General features: G+C 66.2%; 23 protein-coding genes. 13 read left to right on the top strand and 10 right to left on the bottom strand.

Annotation, left to right across the window (positions count from 1 at the left end; all coding sequences use genetic code 11):
- Positions 1 to 3: 3 nt before the first annotated feature.
- Entirely contained in the window at positions 4 to 654 is a 651-nt protein-coding gene (locus LCI23_RS16425) for a GAF domain-containing protein (RefSeq protein WP_224947524.1), read from the bottom strand.
- A gap of 178 nt (positions 655 to 832) precedes the next feature.
- Here LCI23_RS16425 and LCI23_RS16420 point away from each other — a divergent pair, with 178 nt between their 5' ends.
- Positions 833 to 2,593, top strand: a complete 1,761-nt coding sequence (locus tag LCI23_RS16420; RefSeq protein WP_224947523.1) for an EAL domain-containing protein — start codon at positions 833 to 835, stop codon at positions 2,591 to 2,593.
- A gap of 30 nt (positions 2,594 to 2,623) precedes the next feature.
- Here the strand turns inward: LCI23_RS16420 and mnmA are convergent, their stop codons facing one another.
- Together mnmA and LCI23_RS16410 are read right to left on the bottom strand one after the other, a co-directional pair.
- The gene (mnmA, locus tag LCI23_RS16415; protein ID WP_224947522.1) at positions 2,624 to 3,727 is read right to left on the bottom strand and encodes a tRNA 2-thiouridine(34) synthase MnmA; all 1,104 of its coding nucleotides are present in this window, start codon (positions 3,725 to 3,727) and stop codon (positions 2,624 to 2,626) included.
- 25 nt (positions 3,728 to 3,752) lie between these two features.
- On the bottom strand, positions 3,753 to 4,235 hold the full coding sequence (locus LCI23_RS16410; RefSeq protein WP_224947521.1) for an NUDIX hydrolase: 483 nt from the start codon (positions 4,233 to 4,235) through the stop codon (positions 3,753 to 3,755).
- Between the two features lie 248 nt (positions 4,236 to 4,483).
- On the opposite strand from LCI23_RS16410, the gene LCI23_RS16405 reads away from it, so the two are divergent.
- The 4 genes from LCI23_RS16405 (at position 4,484) to LCI23_RS16390 (ending at position 7,746) form a co-directional block, all read left to right on the top strand.
- Positions 4,484 to 5,596, top strand: coding sequence for a Re/Si-specific NAD(P)(+) transhydrogenase subunit alpha (locus LCI23_RS16405; protein WP_224947520.1), 1,113 nt, complete (start codon positions 4,484 to 4,486; stop codon positions 5,594 to 5,596).
- Between the two features lie 23 nt (positions 5,597 to 5,619).
- On the top strand, positions 5,620 to 5,961 hold the full coding sequence (locus LCI23_RS16400; protein ID WP_224947519.1) for an NAD(P) transhydrogenase subunit alpha: 342 nt from the start codon (positions 5,620 to 5,622) through the stop codon (positions 5,959 to 5,961).
- Positions 5,958 to 7,415 carry an NAD(P)(+) transhydrogenase (Re/Si-specific) subunit beta gene (locus LCI23_RS16395; RefSeq protein WP_224947518.1) on the top strand — a complete coding sequence of 486 codons (1,458 nt, stop codon included), beginning with the start codon at positions 5,958 to 5,960 and terminating at the stop codon, positions 7,413 to 7,415. Before LCI23_RS16400 ends, LCI23_RS16395 begins: the two co-directional genes overlap by 4 nt.
- Positions 7,416 to 7,539: 124 nt before the next feature.
- Positions 7,540 to 7,746: a hypothetical protein gene (locus LCI23_RS16390; RefSeq protein ID WP_224947517.1), complete on the top strand. Its 207-nt coding sequence runs from the start codon at positions 7,540 to 7,542 to the stop codon at positions 7,744 to 7,746.
- 131 nt (positions 7,747 to 7,877) lie between these two features.
- On the opposite strand, the gene LCI23_RS16385 is transcribed toward LCI23_RS16390, so the two are convergent.
- The 4 genes from LCI23_RS16385 to LCI23_RS16370 are packed head-to-tail and all read right to left on the bottom strand — an operon-like array spanning position 7,878 to position 12,162.
- Positions 7,878 to 9,029: a UbiH/UbiF/VisC/COQ6 family ubiquinone biosynthesis hydroxylase gene (locus tag LCI23_RS16385; RefSeq protein WP_224947516.1), complete on the bottom strand. Its 1,152-nt coding sequence runs from the start codon at positions 9,027 to 9,029 to the stop codon at positions 7,878 to 7,880.
- On the bottom strand, positions 9,029 to 10,372 hold the full coding sequence (locus tag LCI23_RS16380; protein ID WP_224947515.1) for an aminopeptidase P N-terminal domain-containing protein: 1,344 nt from the start codon (positions 10,370 to 10,372) through the stop codon (positions 9,029 to 9,031). Before LCI23_RS16380 ends, LCI23_RS16385 begins: the two co-directional genes overlap by 1 nt.
- Positions 10,369 to 11,088 (bottom strand): N-acetylmuramate alpha-1-phosphate uridylyltransferase MurU, encoded by a 720-nt coding sequence (gene murU / locus LCI23_RS16375; protein WP_224947514.1) that lies wholly within the window; start codon positions 11,086 to 11,088, stop codon positions 10,369 to 10,371. The genes LCI23_RS16380 and murU overlap by 4 nt, the downstream gene beginning before the upstream one ends.
- Before the next feature lie 15 nt (positions 11,089 to 11,103).
- A complete protein-coding gene (locus LCI23_RS16370) occupies positions 11,104 to 12,162 on the bottom strand; it encodes an aminoglycoside phosphotransferase family protein (RefSeq protein ID WP_224947513.1) in 1,059 nt (352 codons plus the stop codon).
- Between the two features lie 96 nt (positions 12,163 to 12,258).
- Here LCI23_RS16370 and LCI23_RS16365 point away from each other — a divergent pair, with 96 nt between their 5' ends.
- From LCI23_RS16365 to LCI23_RS16345, 5 genes are all read left to right on the top strand, one after another.
- Entirely contained in the window at positions 12,259 to 14,544 is a 2,286-nt protein-coding gene (locus LCI23_RS16365) for an LPS-assembly protein LptD (protein WP_224947512.1), read from the top strand.
- Between the two features lie 85 nt (positions 14,545 to 14,629).
- Complete coding sequence (locus tag LCI23_RS16360) at positions 14,630 to 16,045, top strand: peptidylprolyl isomerase (RefSeq protein ID WP_224947511.1); 1,416 nt, start codon at positions 14,630 to 14,632, stop codon at positions 16,043 to 16,045.
- A gap of 10 nt (positions 16,046 to 16,055) precedes the next feature.
- Entirely contained in the window at positions 16,056 to 17,114 is a 1,059-nt protein-coding gene (pdxA, locus tag LCI23_RS16355; protein ID WP_224947549.1) for a 4-hydroxythreonine-4-phosphate dehydrogenase PdxA, read from the top strand.
- Between the two features lie 26 nt (positions 17,115 to 17,140).
- A complete protein-coding gene (rsmA, locus tag LCI23_RS16350) occupies positions 17,141 to 17,908 on the top strand; it encodes a 16S rRNA (adenine(1518)-N(6)/adenine(1519)-N(6))-dimethyltransferase RsmA (RefSeq protein WP_224947510.1) in 768 nt (255 codons plus the stop codon).
- Positions 17,909 to 18,094: 186 nt separating this feature from the next.
- Entirely contained in the window at positions 18,095 to 18,283 is a 189-nt protein-coding gene (locus LCI23_RS16345) for a hypothetical protein (protein ID WP_224947509.1), read from the top strand.
- A gap of 149 nt (positions 18,284 to 18,432) precedes the next feature.
- Here LCI23_RS16345 and LCI23_RS16340 read toward each other — a convergent pair whose 3' ends face one another.
- Together LCI23_RS16340 and LCI23_RS16335 are read right to left on the bottom strand one after the other, a co-directional pair.
- Positions 18,433 to 19,077 (bottom strand): hypothetical protein, encoded by a 645-nt coding sequence (locus LCI23_RS16340; RefSeq protein WP_224947508.1) that lies wholly within the window; start codon positions 19,075 to 19,077, stop codon positions 18,433 to 18,435.
- 19 nt (positions 19,078 to 19,096) lie between these two features.
- Entirely contained in the window at positions 19,097 to 19,687 is a 591-nt protein-coding gene (locus tag LCI23_RS16335) for a hypothetical protein (RefSeq protein WP_224947507.1), read from the bottom strand.
- A 250-nt stretch (positions 19,688 to 19,937) separates the two neighbouring features.
- Between LCI23_RS16335 and LCI23_RS16330 the strand changes: the two genes are divergently transcribed.
- Entirely contained in the window at positions 19,938 to 20,648 is a 711-nt protein-coding gene (locus tag LCI23_RS16330) for an HAD family hydrolase (RefSeq protein ID WP_224947506.1), read from the top strand.
- Between the two features lie 74 nt (positions 20,649 to 20,722).
- The gene (gene hrcA / locus LCI23_RS16325; RefSeq protein WP_224947505.1) at positions 20,723 to 21,739 is read left to right on the top strand and encodes a heat-inducible transcriptional repressor HrcA; all 1,017 of its coding nucleotides are present in this window, start codon (positions 20,723 to 20,725) and stop codon (positions 21,737 to 21,739) included.
- A 37-nt stretch (positions 21,740 to 21,776) separates the two neighbouring features.
- Here the strand turns inward: hrcA and fur are convergent, their stop codons facing one another.
- The gene (fur, locus tag LCI23_RS16320; RefSeq protein WP_224947504.1) at positions 21,777 to 22,205 is read right to left on the bottom strand and encodes a ferric iron uptake transcriptional regulator; all 429 of its coding nucleotides are present in this window, start codon (positions 22,203 to 22,205) and stop codon (positions 21,777 to 21,779) included.
- Between the two features lie 91 nt (positions 22,206 to 22,296).
- On the opposite strand from fur, the gene LCI23_RS16315 reads away from it, so the two are divergent.
- Positions 22,297 to 22,908, top strand: coding sequence for an outer membrane protein assembly factor BamE (locus LCI23_RS16315; RefSeq protein WP_224947503.1), 612 nt, complete (start codon positions 22,297 to 22,299; stop codon positions 22,906 to 22,908).

Here is a 22,908-nt window from a genome sequence, read left to right as displayed (position 1 = left end):
GCTTCAGCCGCGCCGCTTGATCTCGTCCGAGGCGATCGCCGCCAGTTCGCGCAGCGCCCGCAGTTCGCGCTCGCGCAGGCGGCGCGGCTCGCGGTCCAGCACGCACAGGGTGCCGATCCGCCGGCCGTGGGCGTCTTCCAGCGACACGCCGGCATAGAAGCGCACGTGCGGCGCCGCCGTCACCAGGGGATGATCGGCAAAGCGCGCATCGTTGGCGGCGTCGCCCACCACGAACGCCTCGCCGCTGGCCAGCGCCTCGTTGCAGAATGCCCATTCGCGCGGAGTCTCCCGTAGTGCGAGCCCGACGCGCGCCTTGAACCACTGGCGGCGCGGGGTCAGCACCGTTACCAGCGCCATCGGGCAATCCGTCACCTGGGCGGCCAGCCGCGCCAGGCGGTCGAAGGCTTCCTCGGGCGGCGTGTCGAGCAGCGCATGGCCAGGTGCAGGCGCTGCGCCAAGGTCCGCTTCCGCTGCCTCCCGCGGCTGGCACGACTGCAGCCCGCGCACCGCGCTCAGGCGCACGCGCCGGTGGCCACCCGGGGTTTTCCAGGCTGGCAGGGCACCGTTTTCCATCCAGATCTGCACGGTACTGACGGCCACGCCCAGCAACTGCGCCGCTTCGCGTGTCGTCAGGATCGGGTCGTCCTCGCTCATGCTTGTCGTTATAGGTAGTCGATGCAGCCATTCTACCCGAAATCCCACACTATCTGACGGAAATGATTATTAGTGTGAAAAAACATTGACTGCTCAGCGATGGATAACGCAGAATCCTCTTCGTAATCATCATTTCCGATAAATACATTCGACGCACTGGCAGCGCCAAGCCCACCCCATGACGCCTCCGTTCGACCCATCAGTGCGGGAGATGACCCGGCTGGACGCCTTGCACCAGCTGCAACTGCTCGACACCGCGCCGAGCGAGGCCTTCGACCGCATCACGCGCATGGCCGCGCAACTGTTTGGATTGCCGATCGCCGCGGTGTCGCTGACGGATGCCGACCGCCAATGGTTCAAGTCGAAGGTCGGGGTCGAACACAACGAGATCCCGCGCCTGCGCGCGCCCTGCGCGGCGGTGGCCGAGAGCGGCCAGCTGCTGGCAGTACCGGACCTGCTCGAGGATGCGTGCTTCCGCGACAGTCCGCTGGCCGACAGCGGCATCCGCTTCTATCTCGGCGCACCGCTGGTGACCAGGACCGGCCACTGCCTGGGCGCGATGTGCGTGCTCGGGCTCGAACCACGCAGCGTCAGCGAGGCCGACCGCGCCGCGTTGCAGGACCTGGCGGCAATGGCGATGGCGCAGATCGAACTCCAGCACGCGCTTGGCCGGATCGATCCGATCAGCGGCCTGCCCAACCGGAACCAGTTCGTCAGTGACGTGCGCGACCTGGCACTGGCCCTGCCGGCAGGGACGGCGCAGCTGGCGGCCATGGTCAGCCTGGCCAGCCCGGAACAACTGAGCGACGCGATGCGCGTGATGGGCAGTGCGCACCTGGACGAGATCGTGCGGGCCGCGGTGCCGGCAATGCGCCGTTTCGCCGGCGGTGGCAAGGTCTACCACGTGGGCACCGCCCAGTTCGTACTGCTGGCGCCCGCCGGCTCCACGCTGGTGCGCTTCAGCGGCAGCCTGCTCGGCTGGCTGGGCGAATCGGCCGCCGCCCGCGGCACCCGTTTTCTCACCACGACCACCGTCGGCCTGGCGCGCTTCGCGGTGGGCGAGGAGGCGCCGCTCGACCTGCTGCGCAACCTGCACAGTGCCGTCCACGACGCCCTGAGCGCCGAATCCGGCCTGCGCGTGTTCTCGCCGGAGCTCGACGCGGCCTACCAGCGCCGCTTCTGGCTGATCGGCGAACTGGGGCGCGCGCTGGCCCAGCCGGGCGAGCTGCACCTGGCTTTCCAGCCCAAGATCGACCTGCATACCGGCGCCTGCCGCGGCGTGGAAGCGCTGCTGCGCTGGACCCACCCCGATGAGGGTGCATTGTCGCCGGCCGAGTTCATCCCGATCGTCGAAAGTACCTCGCTCGCACGCGCCACCACCGAATGGGTGCTGGAAGCGGCGCTGTGCCAGCTGGTGGCCTGGCGCGCGGCGGACGTGGACTTGCAGGTGGCGATCAACGTGTCGGCCGTGAACCTGGAAGAACCCGATTTCTGCGAGCGCGTGCTGGACGGCCTGGCGCGCCATGGCATGCCGGCCGGCAGCCTGGCGCTGGAATTGACCGAGAGCGCCCTGATGCGCAAGCCGAAGGCGGCGCGGGAAACCATGGAGCGGCTGGTGGCCGGCGGCGTGAAGATCGCGATCGACGATTTCGGCACCGGCTACAGCAGCCTGGCCTACCTGCAGGAGATGCCGGCCGACGTGGTCAAGATCGACCAGTCCTTCGTGCGCGGGATGGCAAAGGACGAGCGCACGCGTGCGCTGGTGGCGACCATGATCAAGCTGTCGCACGACCTCGGGCACCGGGTGGTGGCGGAAGGCGTGGAGACGGAGGAAGTGGCGCAGCTGCTGCGCGCCGCGGGTTGCGACGAGGCGCAGGGTTATCATTATGGACGGCCGATGGCGCCGGCCCTGTTGACGGAGTGGCTCGCGCTCCGGTAGGTGGACGGCCAGGCCGTCCACGCCAGGGAATCAGCTTGCGCCGGTATCGATAATCCCGCCGCCCAGGCATACGTCGCCGTCGTACAGCACGGCCGACTGCCCCGGCGTGACCGCCCACTGCGCTTCCTCGAAATCGAGCGCAAAACGGTCCATGCCGTCGGCATGCACGCTGCAGGCCACGTCGGCCTGGCGGTAGCGGGTCTTGGCCGACAGTGCTTTTCCATCAGCGGGCGCCTCGCCCGCGATCCAGCTGGCCTGGCCCGCTTCCAGGTGCGGCGACAGCAGCCACGGATGGTCGTGTCCCTGCACGATGTACAGGGTGTTGCTGGCCACGTCCTTGCGCGCCACGAACCACGGCTCGCTGGTGCCGTCCGCGTTCTTGCGCGACTTCAGGCCGCCGATGCCGATGCCCTTGCGCTGGCCGAGCGTGTAGAACGACAGGCCGATGTGTTCGCCCACGGTTTCGCCGGTGTCGAGCTTCATCGGGCCCGGCTTGTGTGCCAGGTAGCGGTTCAGGAAGTCGCGGAACGGGCGCTCGCCGATGAAGCAGATGCCAGTCGAATCCTTCTTGGCCGCGTTCGGCAATTGCAGGCGTTCGGCGATCTTGCGCACTTCCGTCTTCGGGATCTCGCCCAGCGGGAACAGCGACTTCGACAGCTGGGCCTGGTTCAGGCGGTGCAGGAAGTAGCTTTGGTCCTTGGTGTGGTCGAACGCCTTGAGGAGTTCGAAACGGCCGTCATTTTCGCGCACGCGCGCGTAGTGGCCGGTCGCGATCAGGTCGGCGCCCAGCTTCATGGCATGGTCGAGGAAGGCCTTGAACTTGATCTCGGCGTTGCACAGCACGTCCGGGTTCGGGGTACGGCCGGCCTGGTACTCGCGCAGGAATTCCGCGAACACGCGGTCCTTGTATTCGGCGGCGAAGTTGACGGCCTCGATGTCCACGCCGACCACGTCGGCCACGCTGGCCGCATCGATCCAGTCCTGGCGCGTCGAGCAGTATTCCGAATCGTCGTCGTCTTCCCAGTTCTTCATGAACAGGCCGATGACTTCGTAGCCCTGTTCCTTCAGCATCCACGCCGCGACCGAGGAGTCGACGCCGCCCGACATCCCGATCACGACTTTTTTCTTGCTCATCTTGTTTGACTTCGCTTCCGTTCTTTTAGATTCCGCCTTCGAAGACCGAAGGATGGGTGTACAGCAGGTGCAGCGGGGTACGGTGGCCGGCCAGGTAGTCGTCCACGCACTGCAGCACGATCGGGCTGCGGTGGCGGGAGGCAGAGGCGGCGATCTCGTCGCGCGTCATCCACATGGTGCGCAGGATGCCTTCGTCGAGCGGCTGGTCCAGTTCGCGGCCGGCATGACCGCAGAAGGTGAAGCGCAGGTAGGTCACTTCGGTGCCGCGCGACTTCGAATGGTAGCGCGACATGTACATGCCCACCAGCGCGGTCGGGACGAATTCGTGCGCCGTTTCCTCCAGCGCTTCGCGCACCACCGCCTGCTCGAGCGACTCGTACGGGTCGAGGTGGCCCGCCGGCTGGTTCAGCTTCACGCCCTCGCTCGTCTCTTCCTCGATCAGCAGGAAGCGTCCATCGCGCTCGATGATCGCAGCGACGGTCACGGATGGTTTGAAGATATCGGTCATGCGCGTCCTTGAAAATGAGCCGACATTCTACCTTGACAGCGGGCAGCTCTGCTCATCCGTGCCGGATACGGTGCGCTTGCCTGTCGTTAAATCGCCTTGATTCATTGCAAACTGCCAAGCCGCCAGGCTGGTCACATTCCGGCGCCTTTGCCAGAATTGAATATTGGTTTTTTGGTATTTGATATCGAGCAATTGTCGTAATTACATGGTAGATTGTGGCCAGAATGGTCCACTGAACGGAGGGATTCATGAGAATTGGCATACCGGCCGAGACCCGGCCGGGCGAGACCCGCGTGGCTGCAACTCCCGAAACCGTCAAGAAGCTGGCCGCGCGCCACCAGGTGCTGGTGGAAAGTGGCGCCGGCCTGCGCGCCTCCTGTCCCGATGCCGCCTACGAGGCTGCGGGCGCCACCATCGTCGATGGCGCCGGCGCCCTCGGCGCCGAGCTGGTGCTCAAGGTGCGCAGCCCGGACGGCGCCGAACGCGCCCGCATGCGGCCCGGCAGCGTCCTGGTCGGCATGCTCAATCCCTTCGATACCGAGAACCTGGCGCAGCTGGCCGGTGCCGGCCTCACCGCCTTCGCCCTCGAGGCTGCACCGCGCATCACGCGCGCCCAGTCGATGGACGTGCTGTCGAGCCAGGCCAACATCGCCGGCTACAAGGCCGTGCTGCTGGCGGCGAACACCTATGGGCGCTTCATGCCGATGCTGATGACGGCGGCCGGCACGGTCAAGGCTGCGCGCGTGCTGGTCATGGGCGTGGGCGTCGCCGGCCTGCAGGCGATCGCCACGGCCAAGCGCCTGGGCGCCGTGATCGAAGCCTCGGACGTGCGCCCGCCCGTGAAGGAGCAGGTCGAGTCGCTCGGCGCCAAGTTCATCGACGTGCCTTACGAAACCGATGAAGAGCGCGACATCGCGCAAGGCGTGGGCGGCTATGCGCGCCCGATGCCCGCCAGCTGGATGCAGCGCCAGGCGGCGCTGGTGCACGAGCGCGCCAAACTGGCCGACATCGTCATCACCACCGCCCTGATCCCGGGCCGCCGCGCGCCGATCCTGATCGGCGAAGACACGGTCAAGGCCATGAAGCCGGGCTCGGTGATCGTCGACATGGCGGTCGAGCAGGGCGGCAACTGTCCGCTGGCGGAACTGGGCCAGACGGTATGCCGGCACGGCGTGCACATCATCGGCGAGCCGAACCTGGCGGCGCTGGTGCCGGCCGATGCCTCGGCCCTGTACGCGCGCAACGTGCTCGACTTCCTCAAGCTCGTCATCGACAAGGAAGACCGCTTCGTGATCGACCGCGAGGACGAGATCGTGCGCGCCACCCTGGTGTGCGCGGACGGCGCAGTGTTACGCACTTAAGAACCGGACCGGAGGAGCGAAGCATGGACATCAGCCACACCATCATCAACCTGATCATCTTCGTGCTGGCCATCTACGTCGGCTACCACGTGGTCTGGAACGTCACGCCCGCGCTGCACACGCCGCTGATGGCGGTGACCAACGCGATCTCGGCCATCATCATCGTCGGCGCCATGCTGGCCGCCGGCCTTACCGAAGGCCTGATCGGGCAGGTGGCCGGCACCATCGCGGTGGCGCTGGCCGCGGTCAATGTATTCGGCGGCTTCATGGTCACGCGCCGCATGCTCGAGATGTTCAAGAAGAAGGAGCCGAAACGGTCCGGCGATCCGGCGGCCGCGAAGACTGCAACGGAGGAGCGGGCATGAACTTCATCAGCATGAACGTCGTGACCCTGCTCTACCTGGTGGCCTCGGTCTGCTTCATCCAGGCACTGAAGGGTCTGTCGTCACCGGCGACGGCACGCATCGGCAATACCTTCGGCATGGCCGGGATGGCGATCGCGGTCGTCACGACCATTGCGCTGATGCTGAAACTGCAGGCGCAGCTTGCGACCGGCGGCGGCATGGGCTTTGCGCTGGTGCTGCTGGGCGTGGTGGTGGGGGGCGGGATCGGCGCCGTGGCCGCGAAGCGGGTCGAGATGACCAAGATGCCCGAACTGGTGGCGGCGATGCATTCGCTGATCGGCCTGGCCGCCGTGTGCATCGCGATCGCCGCCGTGTCCGAGCCCTGGGCTTTCAACATCGCCGAGCGTGGCGGCGCGCTGCCCTTCGGGAACCGCCTGGAACTGTTCATCGGTACCTTCGTGGGTGCGGTGACCTTCTCCGGTTCGGTGATCGCCTTCGGCAAGCTGTCGGGCAAATATACATTCCGCCTGTTCCAGGGGGCGCCGGTGCGCTTCGCCGGCCAGCATATCCTGAACCTGGTGCTGGCGATCGCGATCATCGGGCTGGGACTGCTGTTCTGCTTCGATGACAATGTGGCGCCAGCCTGGACCCCGTTCATCGTCATGGCCGCGCTGTCCTTCGTGCTGGGCGTGTTGATCATCATCCCGATCGGCGGCGCCGACATGCCGGTGGTGGTATCGATGCTGAACTCGTATTCGGGGTGGGCGGCGGCGGGCATCGGCTTCTCGCTGAACAATTCGATGCTGATCATCGCCGGTTCACTGGTGGGTTCGAGCGGCGCGATCCTCTCGTACATCATGTGCAAGGCGATGAACCGCTCCTTCTTCAACGTGATCCTGGGCGGCTTCGGCGGCGAGGCTCCGGTGGACGACGGCACCGCGAAAGAGCAGCGTCCGGTGAAATCCGGTTCCGCCGACGACGCCGCCTTCATCCTGCAGAATGCGGAATCGGTCATCATCGTCCCCGGCTACGGCCTGGCGGTGGCGCGTGCCCAGCATTCGGTGAAGGAACTGGTCGACAAATTGGTCGAGCATGGCGTGCAGGTGCGCTACGCGATCCACCCGGTGGCGGGCCGCATGCCGGGCCACATGAACGTGCTGCTGGCCGAGGCCGAAGTGCCCTACGACCAGGTGGTGGAAATGGAGGACATCAACGGCGAGTTCGGCCAGACCGACGTGGTGCTGGTGCTGGGCGCGAACGACGTGGTGAACCCGGCGGCCAAGGACCCGAAGTCGCCGATCGCCGGCATGCCGATCCTCGAGGCCTACAAAGCCAAGAGCATCATCGTCAACAAGCGCTCGATGGCCTCGGGCTACGCGGGCCTGGACAACGACCTGTTCTACCAGCCCAATACGATGATGGTGTTCGGGGACGCCAAGAAAGTCATCGAAGCGATGGTCAAGGCCGTCGACTAAAGCTTATTGGGGTCAGAGTTGAATTATTTACCAATTGATCCGGAGATCAGTCGTCATTGCAAGAAACATGGCGCCTCCTCAACTGATCCTAGGCTGTTGGCCAATAATTCGACGCTGACCCCATATGCTGTTTAAGGTCTTCGGCAAGATCGTCGGCATCGCTGGGCAAGCGGGATCGTGGCACGCCTTTTATCCTGGGAGCGACGGTACGCGCCGCCCAGCCGATTTCGTCATCCCAGTTGAGATAAGCGAAGAGGGATTGGCTGAATACCTGGCTGACCTGTTCCACGAAGACGCCGCACCCGGCTGCGATACCGTCACCCGCCTCTAAGCCGGCTTGGGGTCAGAGTCGATTTTTCGAGCACGAGCTTTCAATCACCTGCCTGCCATTATGGTTAATGGCCCACGCACAGTGAATTGAAAGATCTTGGCAAATAATTCGACTCTGACCCCACTAAGGGTTTAGCGGCGGCCGAACATCATCAGTTCGGCCAGCAGCAGGCGGGCGGGCTTGACGGCGTCGAGGGCGGCCAGCGACATGCCCAGCAAAGGCTGCAGCGGACCGCGGCCGGCGAAGATGCGGGCCATGGTGTCGGTCAGGGCGATCGTCAGGCGGCGGTCTTGTGCACGTGCCGCCATGAAGGCCGCGATCGCGGCCGGCGCGGCGCCGCGGGCCAGCTGGCGCGCCAGTACGGCGGCGTCGCGCAGGCCCAGGTTCAGGCCCTGGCCGGCGACCGGATGCAGGGTCTGGGCGGCGTTGCCGATGGCGACCGTGCGGCTGGTGGCGCGTGCCTCGGCGTTCAAGCCGAGCGGGAAGGCGACCCGGGGCGAGCTGGCGGTAAAGCGGCCCAGGCGGGTGCCGAAGGCGTCGCCGAGCTGGGCCAGGAAACCAGCGTCGTCGAGCAGCTGGACGTCGAGCGCGCGCTCCGGGCGCATGCACCAGACCAGCGCATACCCGTGTCCATCGCCGCCATCCTGCGGCAGCAGCGCCAGCGGGCCCTCGTCGGTGAAGCGCTCGAAGGCGCGGTGCGGCACCGGCTCGCTCACGCTCACGCGGGCGATGATCGCCGTCTGCCCGTAGTCGCGCTGCCGCGCCTTGCCTTCCTGCTGGCCAAACACGCCACCCTCGGCCTGCACCGCCACCCGCGCATCCACATGGCGGCCATCGTCCAGCAGCAGGCGCACCGAATCCGGCCCCTCATCGAAGGACGCAACCCGCGCCGGGCGCAGGGTGCGCACGCCGGCGCGGTCGCAGGCGCGCGCCAGCGCATCCACCACGTCGCCGTAGCGCGCCACATAGCCCAGCGCCGGCAGCGCGTGCTCGGACCGGTCCATCAGGCTGCGTCCAAGCTGGCCGCGGCGCGAGACGTGGATCTCGTGGATCGGCGTGGCCGGCAGCGGCCAGGCGCGCACTTCCTCGAGCAGCTGCACGCTGCCCCAGGACAGGGCGATCGAGCGCGGGTCCGTGATCGCCTGGCCCAGCGACTTGCCGTCGACCAGGGCGATGCGGCTGCCCGCCACGCCGCGCTGCGCCAGGAAGGCCGCCAGCGCCAGGCCCACCGGGCCGGCCCCGCACACCGCCACATCGACGTCGAGGATGTCGTCGTCCGCCATCAGCTTTCTCCCATCCAGGCTTCGATCTCCGCCACGCCCTTCGGCGCATCCGCGGACAGCACGCGGCAAGCGCTGTCGGTGACGATCACGTCGTCCTCGATGCGGATGCCGATGTTCCAGTACGCTTCCGGCACACCTGGTGCAGGGCGCACATAGATGCCCGGCTCCACGGTCAGCGCCATGCCCGGCAGCAGCGGGCGCGAAGGACGCTCGGCCGCGGCCATGTCGCGGTAGGACCCGACGTCATGCACGTCCATCCCGAGCCAGTGCCCGGTGCCGTGCATGTAGAACTGCAGGTGCGCCTTGTCGGCGATCGCGTCTTCCGGCGAGCCATACCTGGACCGGTCGAGCAGGCCCAGGTCGAGCATGCCCTCGGTGAGTACCCGCAGCGCCGCCTCGTGCATGCCGCTGTAGGGCCGCCCGGGCACGATCGCGGCAAAGGCCGCGTCCTGCGCGTGCAGCACCAGCTCATACAAGGCTTTTTGCTCCTGGCTGAAACGACCGTTCACCGGCCAGGTGCGGGTGATGTCCGAGGCATAGCCATCGAACTCGCAGCCCGCATCGACCAGCACCAGCTCGCCCGCGCGGCATTGGCGGTCGTTCTGGTTGTAGTGCAGGACACAGGCATTGGCGCCCGACGCCACGATCGGGGTATATGCCGGGAACCGGGCGCCGTGGCGGCGGAATTCGTGCAGCAGTTCGGCCTCGATCTCGTACTCGAACACGCCGGGGCGCGTAAACCGCATCGCGCGCGCATGGGCGCCGGCCGCAATGCGTGCGGCGCGCTCCATCAGCCCCTGTTCACCCGCATCCTTGACAAGGCGCATTTCGTCGAGCATGGCCGGCAGGTGGTGCATGGACGAAGGCGCGGCGACGCCGCTGCGGCCTTGGGCGCGCACCGCCCTGAGCCAGCCCGCCACCTGGGCGTCGAGCGCAGCGCTGTGGCCGAGCGCATAGTACAGCGCCGGCACATTGGCCAGCAGCTGTGCCATCCTCGCATCGAGTTCGCCGATGGGATAGGCTTCGTCGAAGCCGAAGGCGATGCGCGCGCCCTCCGGGCCGTGGCGGTAGCCATCCCAGATCTCGCGTTCCGGGTTCTTCTCGCGGCAGAACAGGATCGAGCGGACCGGCGCATCGCCCGCCGCGGCCAGCAGCACCAGCACCGCTTCCGGTTCGGCAAAGCCGCTCAGGTAATAGAAATAGCTGTCGTGCCGGTAGGGATACTCGCTGTCGCCGTTGCGCAGCACTTCGGGGGCGGTGGCCAGCACCGCCGCCGACCCGGGCTGCATGCGCGCCGCCAGGCGCGCCCGGCGTTCGATACAGGTAGCCGGGACCGCGGTCATGACCCCGTCTTGGCCGCCAGCGGCGCGTTCAATTCTTCCAGCTGCTGGGCGGTGCCGACGTTGACCCAGGGACCCTGGTACAACTCGCCGCCCACGCGGCCCTGTTCGATGAACTTGCGCATCAGGGGGCCGAACTTGACGAATTCCCCGGCCTTGATCCCGTCGAACATCTCGGGGCGGTAGACGCCGATGCCGGCGAAGTTCCACTTCACGTCGCCGTCGTTGCGCAGCGTGTACATGTCGAGCGCGAAGTCGCCTTCCGGATTGTGCCAGGGATTGGGCGTGAGCCACAGCCAGGCGATGTCGCGCTTGTCGGGAGGATAGGGAATGCCCAGCATGTCCTTGTCCTTCAGGACATCGGTCACCTGCGAGAAGTCGAAGTAGGGCGCATAGATGTCCCCCGACACCGCCAGGAAGGGCTCGTCGCCCAGCAGGTGCAGGGCATTGGCGATGCCGCCCGCGGTCTCGAGCGGCACCGGCTCGTGCGAGTAGCGGATGCGCGCGCCGTACCTGCTGCCGTCGCCCAGCTCCTGCTCGATCATGTGGCCGAGGTGCGAGTGGTTGATGACGATGTCGGTGATCCCGGCGCGCACCAGGTTCAGCACGTGGTAGGTGATCATCGGCCGTCCGCGCACCTTGAGCAGCGGCTTGGGGCAGGCGTCCGTGAGCGGACGCATGCGCTCGCCGCGGCCGGCGGCGAAAATCATGGCTTTCATGGAATGGACTCGTCGTCAGAAGGTGTAGCCGACCGCCGGCGCCTTGTCCTCGAGCGCGTCGAGCAGGCGGATCAGCGGTTTCAGTTCGGTGTAGCGGCCGGCGGTGCGGCGCACGTAGTCCATCACCGTCGGCAGGTCGCCCAGGTAGTGCGGCTTGCTGTCGCGGTAGTTCAGGCGGCAGAAGATGCCGAGGATCTTCAGGTGGCGCTGCAGTGCCATGAACTCGAAGTCGCGGTAGAAGGCGTCGATGTCCGGGTTGACCGGCAGGCCGACCGCCTTGGCGCTCTGCCAGTAGCGCACCACCCAGTCCAGCACGATCTCTTCGTCCCACTGGATGTAGGCGTCGCGCAGCAGCGAGGCCAGGTCGTAGGTGACCGGGCCGTAGACGGCGTCCTGGAAATCCAGCACGCCGGGGTTGCCCTGTTCCAGCCACATCAGGTTACGCGAATGGAAGTCGCGGTGCATGTAGACCTGCTGCTGGGCCAGCACGTTGGCGGTGATCGCTTCGAACACCTTGTCCAGCTGTTCCTGCTGCTTCGCATCGAGCTTCACGCCCAGGTGGCGCTCGATGTACCACTCCGGGAACAGGTTCATCTCGCGCAGCACGAAGGCGCGGTCGAACTCGGGGAGTTCGCCCGGCTGGCTGGCGAGCTGGAACTTGAGCAGGGCATCGACCGCATCCGAATACATGAAAGCGGCATTGTCCGCGTCCAGGCGCTGAAGGTAGGTGGTCACGCCGAGGTCGGACAGCAGCAGGAAGCCGCTTTCGACCTTGCGCGCGACGATCGCCGGCACCGTGACGCCGGCTTCCTGCAGCAGGCCCTGCACGTGGATGAAGGCCGGCACGTTCTCGCGTTCCGGTGGCGCGTCCATGGCCACCAGGGTGGCGCCGAGCTTGTCGCGCATGGCGGGCACGACGTCGTAGCGGAAATAGCGGCGGAAACTGGCATCGGCGGATGCCGGACGGCCGCTTTCCACTTCCACCAGGCCGGTCGATGCCAGCCATTCGGCCAGCTGCTGCAGGCGCGCGTCGGGGCCGCCGGAAGTGAAGTGATTTTGATACAAAGAAGACATGAAACGGCCTGGTGAATCCGGTTGGTTGAGTAAGTTCCCATATAATAAGGGATTCATTCCAAAAATACCGCCCTTTATGGCGCACGCAGATTCTCCATGAGCTGGTTTTCGGCCCACCCATTTCCTCCACGGCAAGTGCGCGCATTGTATGTACTGGCGACGGCCGCGATCGCCACCTCGGCGCCGCTGCATGCCCAGACTGTACCCGCTGCACCACATCCCGCCTCCCATGCGAGCGAGCAGGACCTGCCGGTCACGATCCGCGCCGAGGAGATCAGCGGCCGCCCCGACCGCCAGCTGAACCTCGAGCGCGATGTCGAACTGACGCGCGGCCAGACCCGCCTGACCGCCGACAGCGCCTGCTACCTGCGGGTCGAAGACCAGGTCACGGCCACCGGCAACGTGAACATGTGGCGCTTCGGCGACCGCTACAAGGGCGACGAGCTGCAGCTGAACCTGGAGACCGGCAAGGGTTACCTGCTGCGTCCCGAATACCGTCTGCAGCTGAACAACGCCCAGGGCAACGCCTCGCGCATCGACTTCCTGGGGGAGGACGTGGCGCTGGTACGCGACGGCACCTACAGTACCTGCGAGGGGCCGGATCCGGACTGGTACCTGAAATCGAGCACGCTGCGCCTGGACAGCGGGCGCGACGTCGGCCTGGCCGGCAAGACCGTCATCTATTTCAAGGACGTGCCCATCCTCGGCACCCCGGCCCTGTCGTTCTCGCTGTCGGGCGCGCGCCGCTCCGGCTGGCTGGCGCCGACCATGGGCTTCGGCGCCAAGGGCAAGGCCGAGGTGATGGTGCCGTACTACTTCAACATCGCGCCCAACCGCGACCTGACGGTGTTCCCGCGCATGATGTTCGATCGCGGCCTGCAGCTCGGCGCCACCGGACGCTACCTGGGCGTGACCGGGCGCGGTCCCTACAACGGCGAGACCCACGTCGAAGGCCTGCGCCATGACCGCGAGACCGGCGAGGACCGCTGGCGCGTGGATTCGGTCCACACCCAGACCCTGGGGCCGGGCTGGTCCTACGGCTGGAACCTGCACGCTGCCTCGGACAACGAATACCCGAGCGACTTCTCGCGCACGGTGGCGGTCAGCGCCGAGCGCCAGCTGCTGCGCGAGGTGCGCACCGACTACGTCGGCCGCTTCTGGAGCCTGTCGGCGCGTGCCCAGAACTACCAGGTGCTGCAGGATCCGGCCGCGGAAAGGGATGCGCGCCTGACGGTGCCGCGTCCCTACGACCGGCTGCCGCAGATTAACTTCCATGCCGGCCGCTACGACGTCGCCGGCTTCGACTGGGCGGTGGACGCCGAGGCGGTCAGCTTCCGGCATCCGGACTGGGTGCGCGGCAATCGCGCCGTGGCCGTGGCCCAGGCCAGCTACCCGATCGTGCGCCCGGGCTGGTTCCTGACCCCGAAGCTGATCAGCCACCACACCAGGTATGACCTGGACCGCACCACCAGCTATACCGGCCCGACCAAGCTGTCGCGCAGCCTGAACACCTTCTCGCTCGACAGTGGCCTGGTGTTCGAGCGCGACACCTCGCTGTTCGGCCGCGGTGTCACCCAGACCCTGGAGCCGCGCCTGTTCTACGTGTACACGCCGTACAAGGACCAGACCCTGTTCCCGAACTTCGACACCGGCCGCGCCGGTTTCAACTACGCCCAGCTGTTCAGCGAGAACCGCTACGTCGGCGCCGACCGGGTGTCCGACGCCAACCAGCTGACCGCGGCGGTGGTGTCGCGCTTCATCCAGCCGGACGGCGCCGAACGCCTGCGCATGGCTTTTGGCCAGCGCATGTACTTCAGCGAACCGCGCGTGCGCCTGCCGGGCGAACCGGTGCACCAGAGCCGCTCGGACGTCCTGCTGGCAGCATCGGGCCGCATTTCCGAGACCTGGACTTTCGATAGCGGCGTACAATACGACGCGACCGGCAGCAACCTGTATAGCTCGAACCTGAGCATGCAGTGGCAGCCGGCCCGGATGAAGGTCGTCAACGCCGAGTACCGTTATCAGCGTGACAGCTTCCGCAACGTCGACTTCTCGGCGCAATGGCCGCTGTCGGCGCGCTGGTACGGCGTCGGACGGGTCAGCTATGCGCTGCGCTCGTACGGCGTGGGCGGCGCGACCCCGGTCGGGAAAGGCAAGCTGCTCGAGAGCCTGCTCGGCCTCGAGTACAAGGCCGATTGCTGGGTGTTCCGTTTCGGCGCCCAGCGCTTCGTGACCGCGGCCCAGACCACCTCGACGCCGATCTTCTTCCAGCTCGAGCTCAACGGCCTGTCGCGCCTGAGCCTGGGCAGCAACCCGCTCGAGGCGTTCAGCAAAGGCGTCCCGGGCTATACGCAGCTGAATACCAATGTGGGACGTCCCTGAGATTTTAAGGACGACTTAACGGCAGCGATGTACACTGCCCGGCTGGCAACTGAATAATTATTCACCCTGAATGAGTGCTTTCCCGATGACGCGTTCCACCCGTTTGCACACTACCAAGCGCGCAGGCAAGCCTGCCGCGCTGCTCGCCACGGCCCTGCTGTGCGCGCTGACCGCGGGCCAGGTCCTGGCCCAGACCGGGCCGGCAGCGGCGCCTGCCACCAAGCCGGGCAGCGGCTTCCTGCCGCCGGCATCCAGCAACGCCAAGGTGATCGATTCGATCCACGTGGTGGTCAATGACGAAGTGATCACGAAGAACGAGGTGCGCGGCCGCGTCGCCCAGACCGTGCAGAACCTGAAGGCGCGCAACGTGCAGCTGCCGGACGTGGCCGCGCTGGAGCGCCAGGTGGTCGAGGCGATGATCGTCGAGCGTGCCCAGATCCAGCTGGCCAAGGAAATGGGCGTGCGCGTCGACGACCGCATGCTCGACAGCACGATCGCCCGCATCGCCGAGAACCAGAAGCTGTCGGTGCAGGAAATGCGCAACCAGATGGAAAAAGAGGGCACCCCCTACGCCCAGTTCCGCGAAGACATCCGCAACGAGATCATGATGCAGCGCCTGCGCGAGCACGAGGTCGACTCCAAGATCCAGGTCTCGGAAGCGGAAATCGACACCTACCTGACTGCCTCGAAGGCTGCGGCGGCGGACAAGGTCGAGATGAACCTGTCGCAGATCCTGATCGCCGTGCCCGAGAACGCCTCGCCCGAGCAGATCGCGGCGCGCCGCGCGCGCGCCGATGACGTGGCGCGCCAGCTGCGCACCGGCGCCGACTTCGCGAAGATGGCCGCCACCTATTCCGATACCCCGGACGCCCTGAAGGGCGGCGAGATTGGCTGGCGCGATCCGGACCGCCTGCCGCCGATCTTCGCCACCGAGCTGCGCAAGCTCAAGGCCGGCCAGGTCACCCCGGTCATCAAGACCAACAACGGCTTCCACATCCTCAAGATCGCCGAGCTGCGCAGCCTGGCCGATGCCGCCGCGCCCGAGAAGGACGTGGTCCAGCAGACCCGGGTCAGCGTGATCCTCATGAAGCCGACGCCGACCATGAACGCGGACGAGGTCAAGAAGAAGCTGCGCGAGCTGCGCCAGAAGATCCTCGACAAGAGCGCCACCTTCGAAGAGCTGGCGCGCCAGAACAGCCAGGAACCGGGCAGCGCGGCCAAGGGCGGCGACATGGGCTGGCTGGAGCCGGGCGATGCCGGTCCGGAATTCGACCAGGCCCTGGCCACCCTGAAGCCGGGCGAGATCTCGGACGTGATCGAGTCGCCGTTCGGCTTCAGCATCCTGCGCCTCGTCGAGCGCAAGAGCGAAGACCAGAGCGCCCAGAAGGAACGCGCGATGGCGCGCCAGGTCCTGCGCGAGCGCAAGCTGCAGGAAGCCTTGGAAGACTGGATGCGCCAGGTGCGCGACCGCGCCTACGTCGAGTTCCGCGAGGAGCAGTAATCCGATGGCCATGCAGGCAAGCCGCCGTCCGACGCTTGCGGTCACGGTCGGCGAGCCGGCCGGCATCGGCCCCGAGATCGCCATCCGCGCAGCCTGGGCGCTGCGCGCATCCGCCAACTGTGTGCTGGTCGGTGACGCCGCCTTCCTGGCGCTCACCGCCAGCCTGATCGACCCCGCGATCCGCCTTTCGGCCCTGTCGATCCAGGCGCTGCGCAATGGCGGCCTGCCGCACTTCGGCACTGAGCGCCTGGCCGTGATCGACGTGCCGCTCGCGGCCCATGTTGTCCCGGGCAGGCTGGACCCGGAAAACGGCCGCGCGGTGCTGGCCACGCTGGACCTCGCCATCGAGGGCGCGCAGGCCGGCTGGTTCGACGGCATCGTGACCGCGCCGCTCCAGAAAAGCACGATCAACGACGCCGGCGTGGCCTTCTCGGGCCATACTGAATACCTGGCCGAGAAAACCGGCACGCCGCGGGTCGTGATGATGCTGGCCGGCCAGCCTGCCGCAGCAGGGGCGGATGCGCAGCCCTACCTGCGGGTGGCCCTGGCCACCACCCACCTGCCGCTGAAGGATGTCCCGGCCGCGCTGACGCGCGAAGGCCTGGCGCAGGTGATCGACATCATCGACGCCGACCTGAAGGACAAATTCGGCATCGCCGCGCCGCGCATCCTGGTCGCCGGCCTGAACCCGCACGCGGGCGAGAACGGCTATCTTGGCCGCGAAGAGATCGAGGTCATCACCCCGGCGCTGGAACAGGCCCGTGCGCGCGGCATCGATGCGCGCGGCCCGTACCCGGCCGATACCCTGTTCCAGCCCAAGTACCTGCAGGATGCCGACTGCGTGCTGGCGATGTACCACGACCAGGGCTTGCCGGTGCTCAAGCACGCCACTTTCGGGCGCGGCATCAACGTCACGCTCGGCCTGCCGATCGTGCGCACCTCGGTCGACCACGGCACCGCGCTCGACCTCGCGGCGCAGGGACTGGGCCTGGCCGACTGCGGCAGCATGATCGAAGCGATCCGCGCCGCCATGCAGATGGCGGCCGCGCGCGCCGCGCGCCGTCCCTGAACAGAACACGCAACAAGAAAGCACACATGAAACACGTCGCCCGCAAGCGCTTCGGCCAGAACTTCCTGACCGACAAACTCGTCCTGGACAACATCATCGACGCCATCGGCCCGCGCCGCGGCGAGACGATGGTCGAGATCGGCCCGGGCCTGGCCGCGATGACGGCGCTGCTGCTCAAGTCGCTCGACCACATGCATGTGGTCGAACTCGACCGCGACCTGGTGGCGCGCCTGGAAAAAGCCTACCCGCGCGAAAAGCTGACCGTCCACTCGGGCGACGCGCTGAAATTCGATTTCGGATCGATCCCGGTCGCGCAAGGGCAAAAGCTGCGCGTGGTGGGCAACCTGCCATACAACATCTCGAGCCCGCTGCTGTTCCACCTGGCCGAATTCGCGCCCCTGGTCGAGGACCAGCATTTCATGCTGCAGAAGGAAGTGGTCGAGCGCATGGTGGCCGAGCCGGGCACCAAGGCCTACAGCCGCCTGTCGGTGATGCTGCAATGGCGCTACGACATGGAGCTGCTGTTCATCGTGCCGCCCACCGCCTTCGATCCGCCGCCCCAGGTCGATTCGGCCATCGTGCGCATGATTCCGAAGCGCCAGATGCTGGAAGCCGACGCCGCCACCCTGGAAAAAGTCGTGGCCAAGGCCTTCTCGCAGCGCCGCAAGGTGATCCGCAACTGCGTGGCGGGAATGTTTACCGAAGCCCAGCTGGCCGAGGCCGGGATCGATCCGGGCGCCCGTCCGGAAGCGGTGACGCTGGAGCAGTACGTCGCCCTGGCCAAGCTGCTCTAATCCCATCTCCCGTCTGTTCTTTTGCGCCGCAACATCGCGGCGCAACACGCGTTTTCCTCCCTTCAGCCGCCGTTTCCTGCAGTCCGTCGCACTGCGCTGGAGCCTTGCTGGCCCCTTCGCTACAGTGCTTCCATCGACAGCCGGAACCGGCCCTCACCAACAACGATATGCTGAAGGAGAAATCACATGAACATCCTCAAGAACATGGAAGCCATCTTCGTCGCAGCCCTGGTCCTGGCAAGCGCCAGCACCTATGCGCAAGCCGCGATCACCCGCGGCGGCGACGCCGGCAAGGCCCAGCCCGAGGCTGTGGTGGAAGCGGCGGAGATCCCGGTGGTCGCCGTGGTGAAGGTCAGCGCCAAGCGTCCGTCCTGAGCGGACAAAAAAAAGCCCGCTACGGGAGCGGGCTGAAATCCAATTCTTTTCTGAGGAGAGTTGGAGGAGACAGGAAGCATTATGCTGCGTTACAGCATATAAATCCAATTCCTGTTTCGCATACAAGACATAAGTATTTCAGATAACTATCAGCGCGGCACGCAGTTGATGTTCACGTTGGTGACCGCGGCGTCGCCCATGGTGCCAGCCGGGTTCTGGACGGTGCAGAATCGGCCGGTCGGCTGGGTGATCACGACAATGCTGTAGGTCTCGCCGTATGGCACCTCGGCGATCTGGTAATCGAAGGCCGCGCCGGTGGTGTTGTCTGCCGGGGCCGAGATCGCCACTTTGCCGCTGACGCTGCCATTGGCGAGCTCCAGGCCGGTGTTGTCCTTGGTCAGGCCGGTAATCTTTCCGCCGACCGCGTAGGCGTTGACGTAGCACCGGAAGCGCGCATTGATGGCCCCCAGGCGGCCAGCCGTGTCGGCGGCGCTCAGCTTGAAGTTCGGGTCGATTCCGCAGCTCTGGTGCAGCGGCTGGGTCTTGACGGCGACCAGGTAGGTATCGCCATACTCGAGCTTCTTCGAGAAGCTGAAGGTGACCGGATCGCCGGGCTTGGCCGGCGGCGCCACGCTCACGTCGTCGCCGCCGTTATTGGTCATCACCAGGTTCGGATACACCAGGCCTTCGACGGTGCCGCTCACCGTGTAGGTATCGTCGTCGCCGCCACCGCAGGATGCGAGGGCCAGCGCCATTGCCAGCATGCCGGCCGGACGGATCAGGGAAAACTTCATTCAGTATGCTCCAGGAAGATTAGGCGCGCGGGCCGCAGGTGACGGCCAGGCTGGTCACGTCGTTTTCGCCCATGGTGCCGCTGCCGTTGGCGACCGTGCAGGTCTGGTTGTCGGGCTGGGTCAGCACGACGACACCATACGGCGAGTCTTCGCTGACCGGGGCCATGGCAAACGAGGTGGCGCCGGCGGGGACCGGCACGCGGTCGGCACCGTTGACCAGCACCAGGTTGGCGCCGGTCAGGCCGGTGATCTTGCCGGTCAGCGCATGCTGCTTGATGGTGCAGACAATGCCGATGTTGGTAATGTTGAACGCCGCCCTGCCGGTATTGTTGAACTCCTCGCACTTGACCGCATTGCTCGGGATGCTCTTGACCTTGACGTTGTAGCTCGAATCAGTCTCCACCAGATCGGGGAAGAAGAAGGTTCCCCTGCCGTCCGCGGTCGGGGCGACCACGAGGTCGGAGCCGCCATTGTTGGTCAATACCAGTCCGGATTTGGTCACGCCGCTAAACGAACCGCCGATGCCCAGCTCGCCATCGCCGCCGCCGCAGGCGGACAGCGCCAGCGCGCATGCCAGCACGGCACCGGCACGCAGGTAGGTACTCTTCATAATTTCTCCAAAAAAATCTGACTGGTGAACGTGTACCGCTTGCACAAGAAATTGCCGCACACGTGTCTGGACGCTCGTCATCCAAGGATTATTCGCCCAACATTTTAGTGCATTTGCCAAGCCGCTGGACGGTTTGCCTTTGTATCACGGTGTAACCGGCGGTCGCAGCGGGCAGTGACCGATTGCTTTCTACAGGCGTGCTCGCTATGCTTGGTCCGAGCTTTCACCCCATACCCGACAGAAACGCACCATGAACCCACGCCGCGCCTGGCCCAAAGCCGTCCTGTTCGACCTCGACGATACGCTATGGCCGATCGCTCCCGTGATCCTGGAAGCCGAGCAGATCCTGTTCGCCTGGCTGCGCGAACATGCGCCGCGGGTGGCGCAGCAGTTCACCATCGAGACGCTGCGCCAGGCCCGGCTCGAGCTGCTGGCGCGCCAGCCCGCGTTCCAGCTCGACCTCGGCGCCCTGCGCCGCGCCGGCCTGATCGCCGCCTTCGAACAGGCCGGCGAGGATGCGGCCAAGGTGGAGCTGGCGATGACCGAGTTCTTCGCTGCCCGCAATGCCGTGATTCCCTACGACGACGTGCTGCCCGGCCTGCTGCGCCTGAAGGGCAGGGTGAAGATCGGCTCGGTCACCAACGGCAATGCCGACCTGCAGACGATCGGCCTGGCGCGCCACTTCGACGCCTCGGTGGCAGCGCCCAGCTTCGGGGTGGCCAAGCCGAGCGCCGCGATCTTCCTGGAAGCCTGCCGCCAGCTGGAGGTGGCGCCGGCCGAAGCGGTGTATGTCGGCGACGACCTGCGCCTGGACATCTACGGCGCCCAGCGCGCCGGCCTGCGCGCCGTCTGGATGAACCGCACCGGCCAGGTCAATTACCTGCGCGACGAAGTCCGGCCCGACGCCGAGGTGAGCAGCCTGGACGGACTGCTGGACTGGCTGCGGCGCGAGCACGCGTGACTGGCGCCATGCGCGTCCGAGCGTGCATAATATAGCTGACCGCATCCAGCCTACCTGCCGTACTTTCCGGACCCATGGAACTCGAACCCCGCGCCCAGACCCTGCTCAAAGCCCTCGTCGAGCGCTACATCGCCGACGGCCAGCCGGTCGGCTCGCGTGCGCTGTCGAAGATTTCCGGCCTCGACCTGTCGCCCGCCACGATCCGTAACATCATGGCCGACCTCGAGGAGATGGGCTACGTGGCCAGCCCGCACACGTCGGCCGGCCGGATTCCCACGCCGCGCGGCTACCGCCTGTTCGTCGACACCCTCTTGACCGTGCAGCACATCGACGAGCACGCGGTCGGTGCCCGGAACATGCGCCTGCCGAGCCAGCACCCGCAAAAGATCATCGCCAACGCGGCCCAGATGCTGTCCTCGCTGTCGCAGTTCGCCGGCGTGGTGCAGAGCCCGCGCCGCGAATCGGTGTTCCAGCAGATCGAATTCCTGCGCCTGTCCGAGAAGCGGATCCTGCTGGTGATCGTCGATCCGCGCGGCGACGTCCAGAACCGCCTGCTGCTGACCGAGGCCGACTACTCGCCGGCCCAGCTGACCCAGTCGGCCAACTACCTGAACCAGAACTACGCGGGCCTGACCTTCGACGAGGTGCGCGCGCGCCTGAGCGGCGAACTGGCCCAGCTGCGCGACGACATGGGCCGCCTGATGCAGGTGGCGGTGGAGGCGGGCAGCGAAGCCATGGCCGAGGGCGACGACATGGTGATCGCGGGCGAACGCAACCTGCTGTCGGTATCCGACCTGTCTTCCAACATGAGTTCGCTACGCCAGATGTTCGAGATGTTCGAGCAAAAGACCGGGCTGATGCAGCTGCTCGACGTCTCCAGCAAGGCGGGCGGGGTGCAGATCTTTATCGGCGGCGAATCGAAGCTGGTACCGATGGACGAGATGAGCGTGGTGACCGCGCCCTACGAGGTGAATGGCCGCATCGTCGGCACCCTGGGGGTGATCGGCCCGACCCGCATGGCCTACGAGCGCGTGATCCCGATCGTGGACATCACGGCGAAGCTGTTGTCGAATGCCCTGAGCCAGCCCTGAGCCGGCCTGGACGAAAGCGTGCCGGGGGACGCAAGTCTCACTGCTTGCGCGGGCAGTCCACTTTCACGCAGTTGCCGTAGATCGCCAGCGAATGCTCGGCGATCTTGTAGCCGCGCTCGACCGCGATCTTGTGCTGGCGCGACTCGATTTCCTCGTCGTAGAACTCTTCCACATGGCCGCAGTCGAGGCAGACCAGGTGGTCGTGGTGGGAGCCGGCATTCAGCTCGTAGATGGCCTTGCCGGTCTCGAAATGGTTGCGGTTCAGCAGGCCGGCCTGCTCGAACTGGGTCAGCACGCGGTAGACCGTGGCCAGGCCGACATCCATGTTCTCGGCCAGCAGGATCTTGTAGACGTCTTCCGCCGTCAGGTGCCGCACCGAGCTGTTCTGGAAGATTTCCAGGATCTTCAGGCGCGGCAGGGTGGCCTTCAGGCCGCTTGCCTTCAGGTCGGTCGGGTTGTTACTCATGGGGCGTGCTCACGTTTCTTGCTCGTAGTTTGGCATAGTGCTTTATGATATAGCGTTTTGGAGCTCCCGCTCAAACGTTTTGAGGTTACCTATGCGCGTCAAACAAGCCGTTCCTGATCGATTTTCTGCCCGGGCAGCGCTCGCGGCAGGCCTCGCATGCACGCTGGTACTGTCCGGCTGCGCCTCCTGGCGCAACCAGACGCGTCCCGCCATGCCGGTGGAAACGGACCCCGCCGCGATCGTGGCCGACGCCCAGAAATCGGCCACCATGGCCAATGCCGGCGCCCAGACCGTACAGGCGACCAAGCTGCAGAAATTCTTCTGGATCTTCTCGCCTTACCGTCCCGACATCCAGCAGGGTAACTTCGTCTCGCAGGAAATGCTGAGCCAGCTGAAGGTCGGCCAGACCCGCGACCAGGTGCGCTTCATCCTCGGCACGCCGCTGCTGACCGACGTCTTCCACGAAGACCGCTGGGACTTCCCGTTCTACCTCGCGCGCGGCAACGGCGAGCTGACCACCAGCCGCGTCACCGTCTTCTTCAAGGGCGACAAGGTCGAGCGCTTCGAGGGCGGCAACCTGCCGACCGAGCGCGAGTACATCGACCGCATCGCCGGCCCGGCAAAGGTCAGCAGCAAGGCCAAGGCGGAATCGCGCCCGGTCGAACCGGCCAAGGTCGGCGGGGCGCCCGTCATCCAACCGTAA

The organism is Massilia sp. MS-15 (genome assembly GCF_020176695.1).
GTDB lineage: Bacteria > Pseudomonadota > Gammaproteobacteria > Burkholderiales > Burkholderiaceae_D > Telluria > Telluria hydrophila.
This window is presented reverse-complemented; position numbering and strand designations above follow the sequence as displayed.

Bases quoted from the DNA above. Each gene is read 5' to 3' on its own strand.
- LCI23_RS16330 (WP_224947506.1), top strand. From the start codon at position 19,938: ATGAACCCACGCCGCGCCTGGCCCAAAGCCGTCCTGTTCGACCTCGAC.
- LCI23_RS16380 (WP_224947515.1), bottom strand. From the start codon at position 10,372: ATGACCGCGGTCCCGGCTACCTGTATCGAACGCCGGGCGCGCCTGGCG.
- LCI23_RS16405 (WP_224947520.1), top strand. From the start codon at position 4,484: ATGAGAATTGGCATACCGGCCGAGACCCGGCCGGGCGAGACCCGCGTG.
- LCI23_RS16335 (WP_224947507.1), bottom strand. From the start codon at position 19,687: ATGAAGAGTACCTACCTGCGTGCCGGTGCCGTGCTGGCATGCGCGCTG.
- pdxA (WP_224947549.1), top strand. From the start codon at position 16,056: ATGCAGGCAAGCCGCCGTCCGACGCTTGCGGTCACGGTCGGCGAGCCG.
- murU (WP_224947514.1), bottom strand. From the start codon at position 11,088: ATGAAAGCCATGATTTTCGCCGCCGGCCGCGGCGAGCGCATGCGTCCG.
- LCI23_RS16340 (WP_224947508.1), bottom strand. From the start codon at position 19,077: ATGAAGTTTTCCCTGATCCGTCCGGCCGGCATGCTGGCAATGGCGCTG.
- LCI23_RS16365 (WP_224947512.1), top strand. From the start codon at position 12,259: ATGAGCTGGTTTTCGGCCCACCCATTTCCTCCACGGCAAGTGCGCGCA.
- rsmA (WP_224947510.1), top strand. From the start codon at position 17,141: ATGAAACACGTCGCCCGCAAGCGCTTCGGCCAGAACTTCCTGACCGAC.
- LCI23_RS16395 (WP_224947518.1), top strand. From the start codon at position 5,958: ATGAACTTCATCAGCATGAACGTCGTGACCCTGCTCTACCTGGTGGCC.
- LCI23_RS16420 (WP_224947523.1), top strand. From the start codon at position 833: ATGACGCCTCCGTTCGACCCATCAGTGCGGGAGATGACCCGGCTGGAC.
- fur (WP_224947504.1), bottom strand. From the start codon at position 22,205: ATGAGTAACAACCCGACCGACCTGAAGGCAAGCGGCCTGAAGGCCACC.
- LCI23_RS16315 (WP_224947503.1), top strand. From the start codon at position 22,297: ATGCGCGTCAAACAAGCCGTTCCTGATCGATTTTCTGCCCGGGCAGCG.
- LCI23_RS16370 (WP_224947513.1), bottom strand. From the start codon at position 12,162: ATGTCTTCTTTGTATCAAAATCACTTCACTTCCGGCGGCCCCGACGCG.
- LCI23_RS16385 (WP_224947516.1), bottom strand. From the start codon at position 9,029: ATGGCGGACGACGACATCCTCGACGTCGATGTGGCGGTGTGCGGGGCC.
- hrcA (WP_224947505.1), top strand. From the start codon at position 20,723: ATGGAACTCGAACCCCGCGCCCAGACCCTGCTCAAAGCCCTCGTCGAG.
- LCI23_RS16425 (WP_224947524.1), bottom strand. From the start codon at position 654: ATGAGCGAGGACGACCCGATCCTGACGACACGCGAAGCGGCGCAGTTG.
- LCI23_RS16400 (WP_224947519.1), top strand. From the start codon at position 5,620: ATGGACATCAGCCACACCATCATCAACCTGATCATCTTCGTGCTGGCC.
- mnmA (WP_224947522.1), bottom strand. From the start codon at position 3,727: ATGAGCAAGAAAAAAGTCGTGATCGGGATGTCGGGCGGCGTCGACTCC.
- LCI23_RS16390 (WP_224947517.1), top strand. From the start codon at position 7,540: ATGCTGTTTAAGGTCTTCGGCAAGATCGTCGGCATCGCTGGGCAAGCG.
- LCI23_RS16345 (WP_224947509.1), top strand. From the start codon at position 18,095: ATGAACATCCTCAAGAACATGGAAGCCATCTTCGTCGCAGCCCTGGTC.
- LCI23_RS16410 (WP_224947521.1), bottom strand. From the start codon at position 4,235: ATGACCGATATCTTCAAACCATCCGTGACCGTCGCTGCGATCATCGAG.
- LCI23_RS16360 (WP_224947511.1), top strand. From the start codon at position 14,630: ATGACGCGTTCCACCCGTTTGCACACTACCAAGCGCGCAGGCAAGCCT.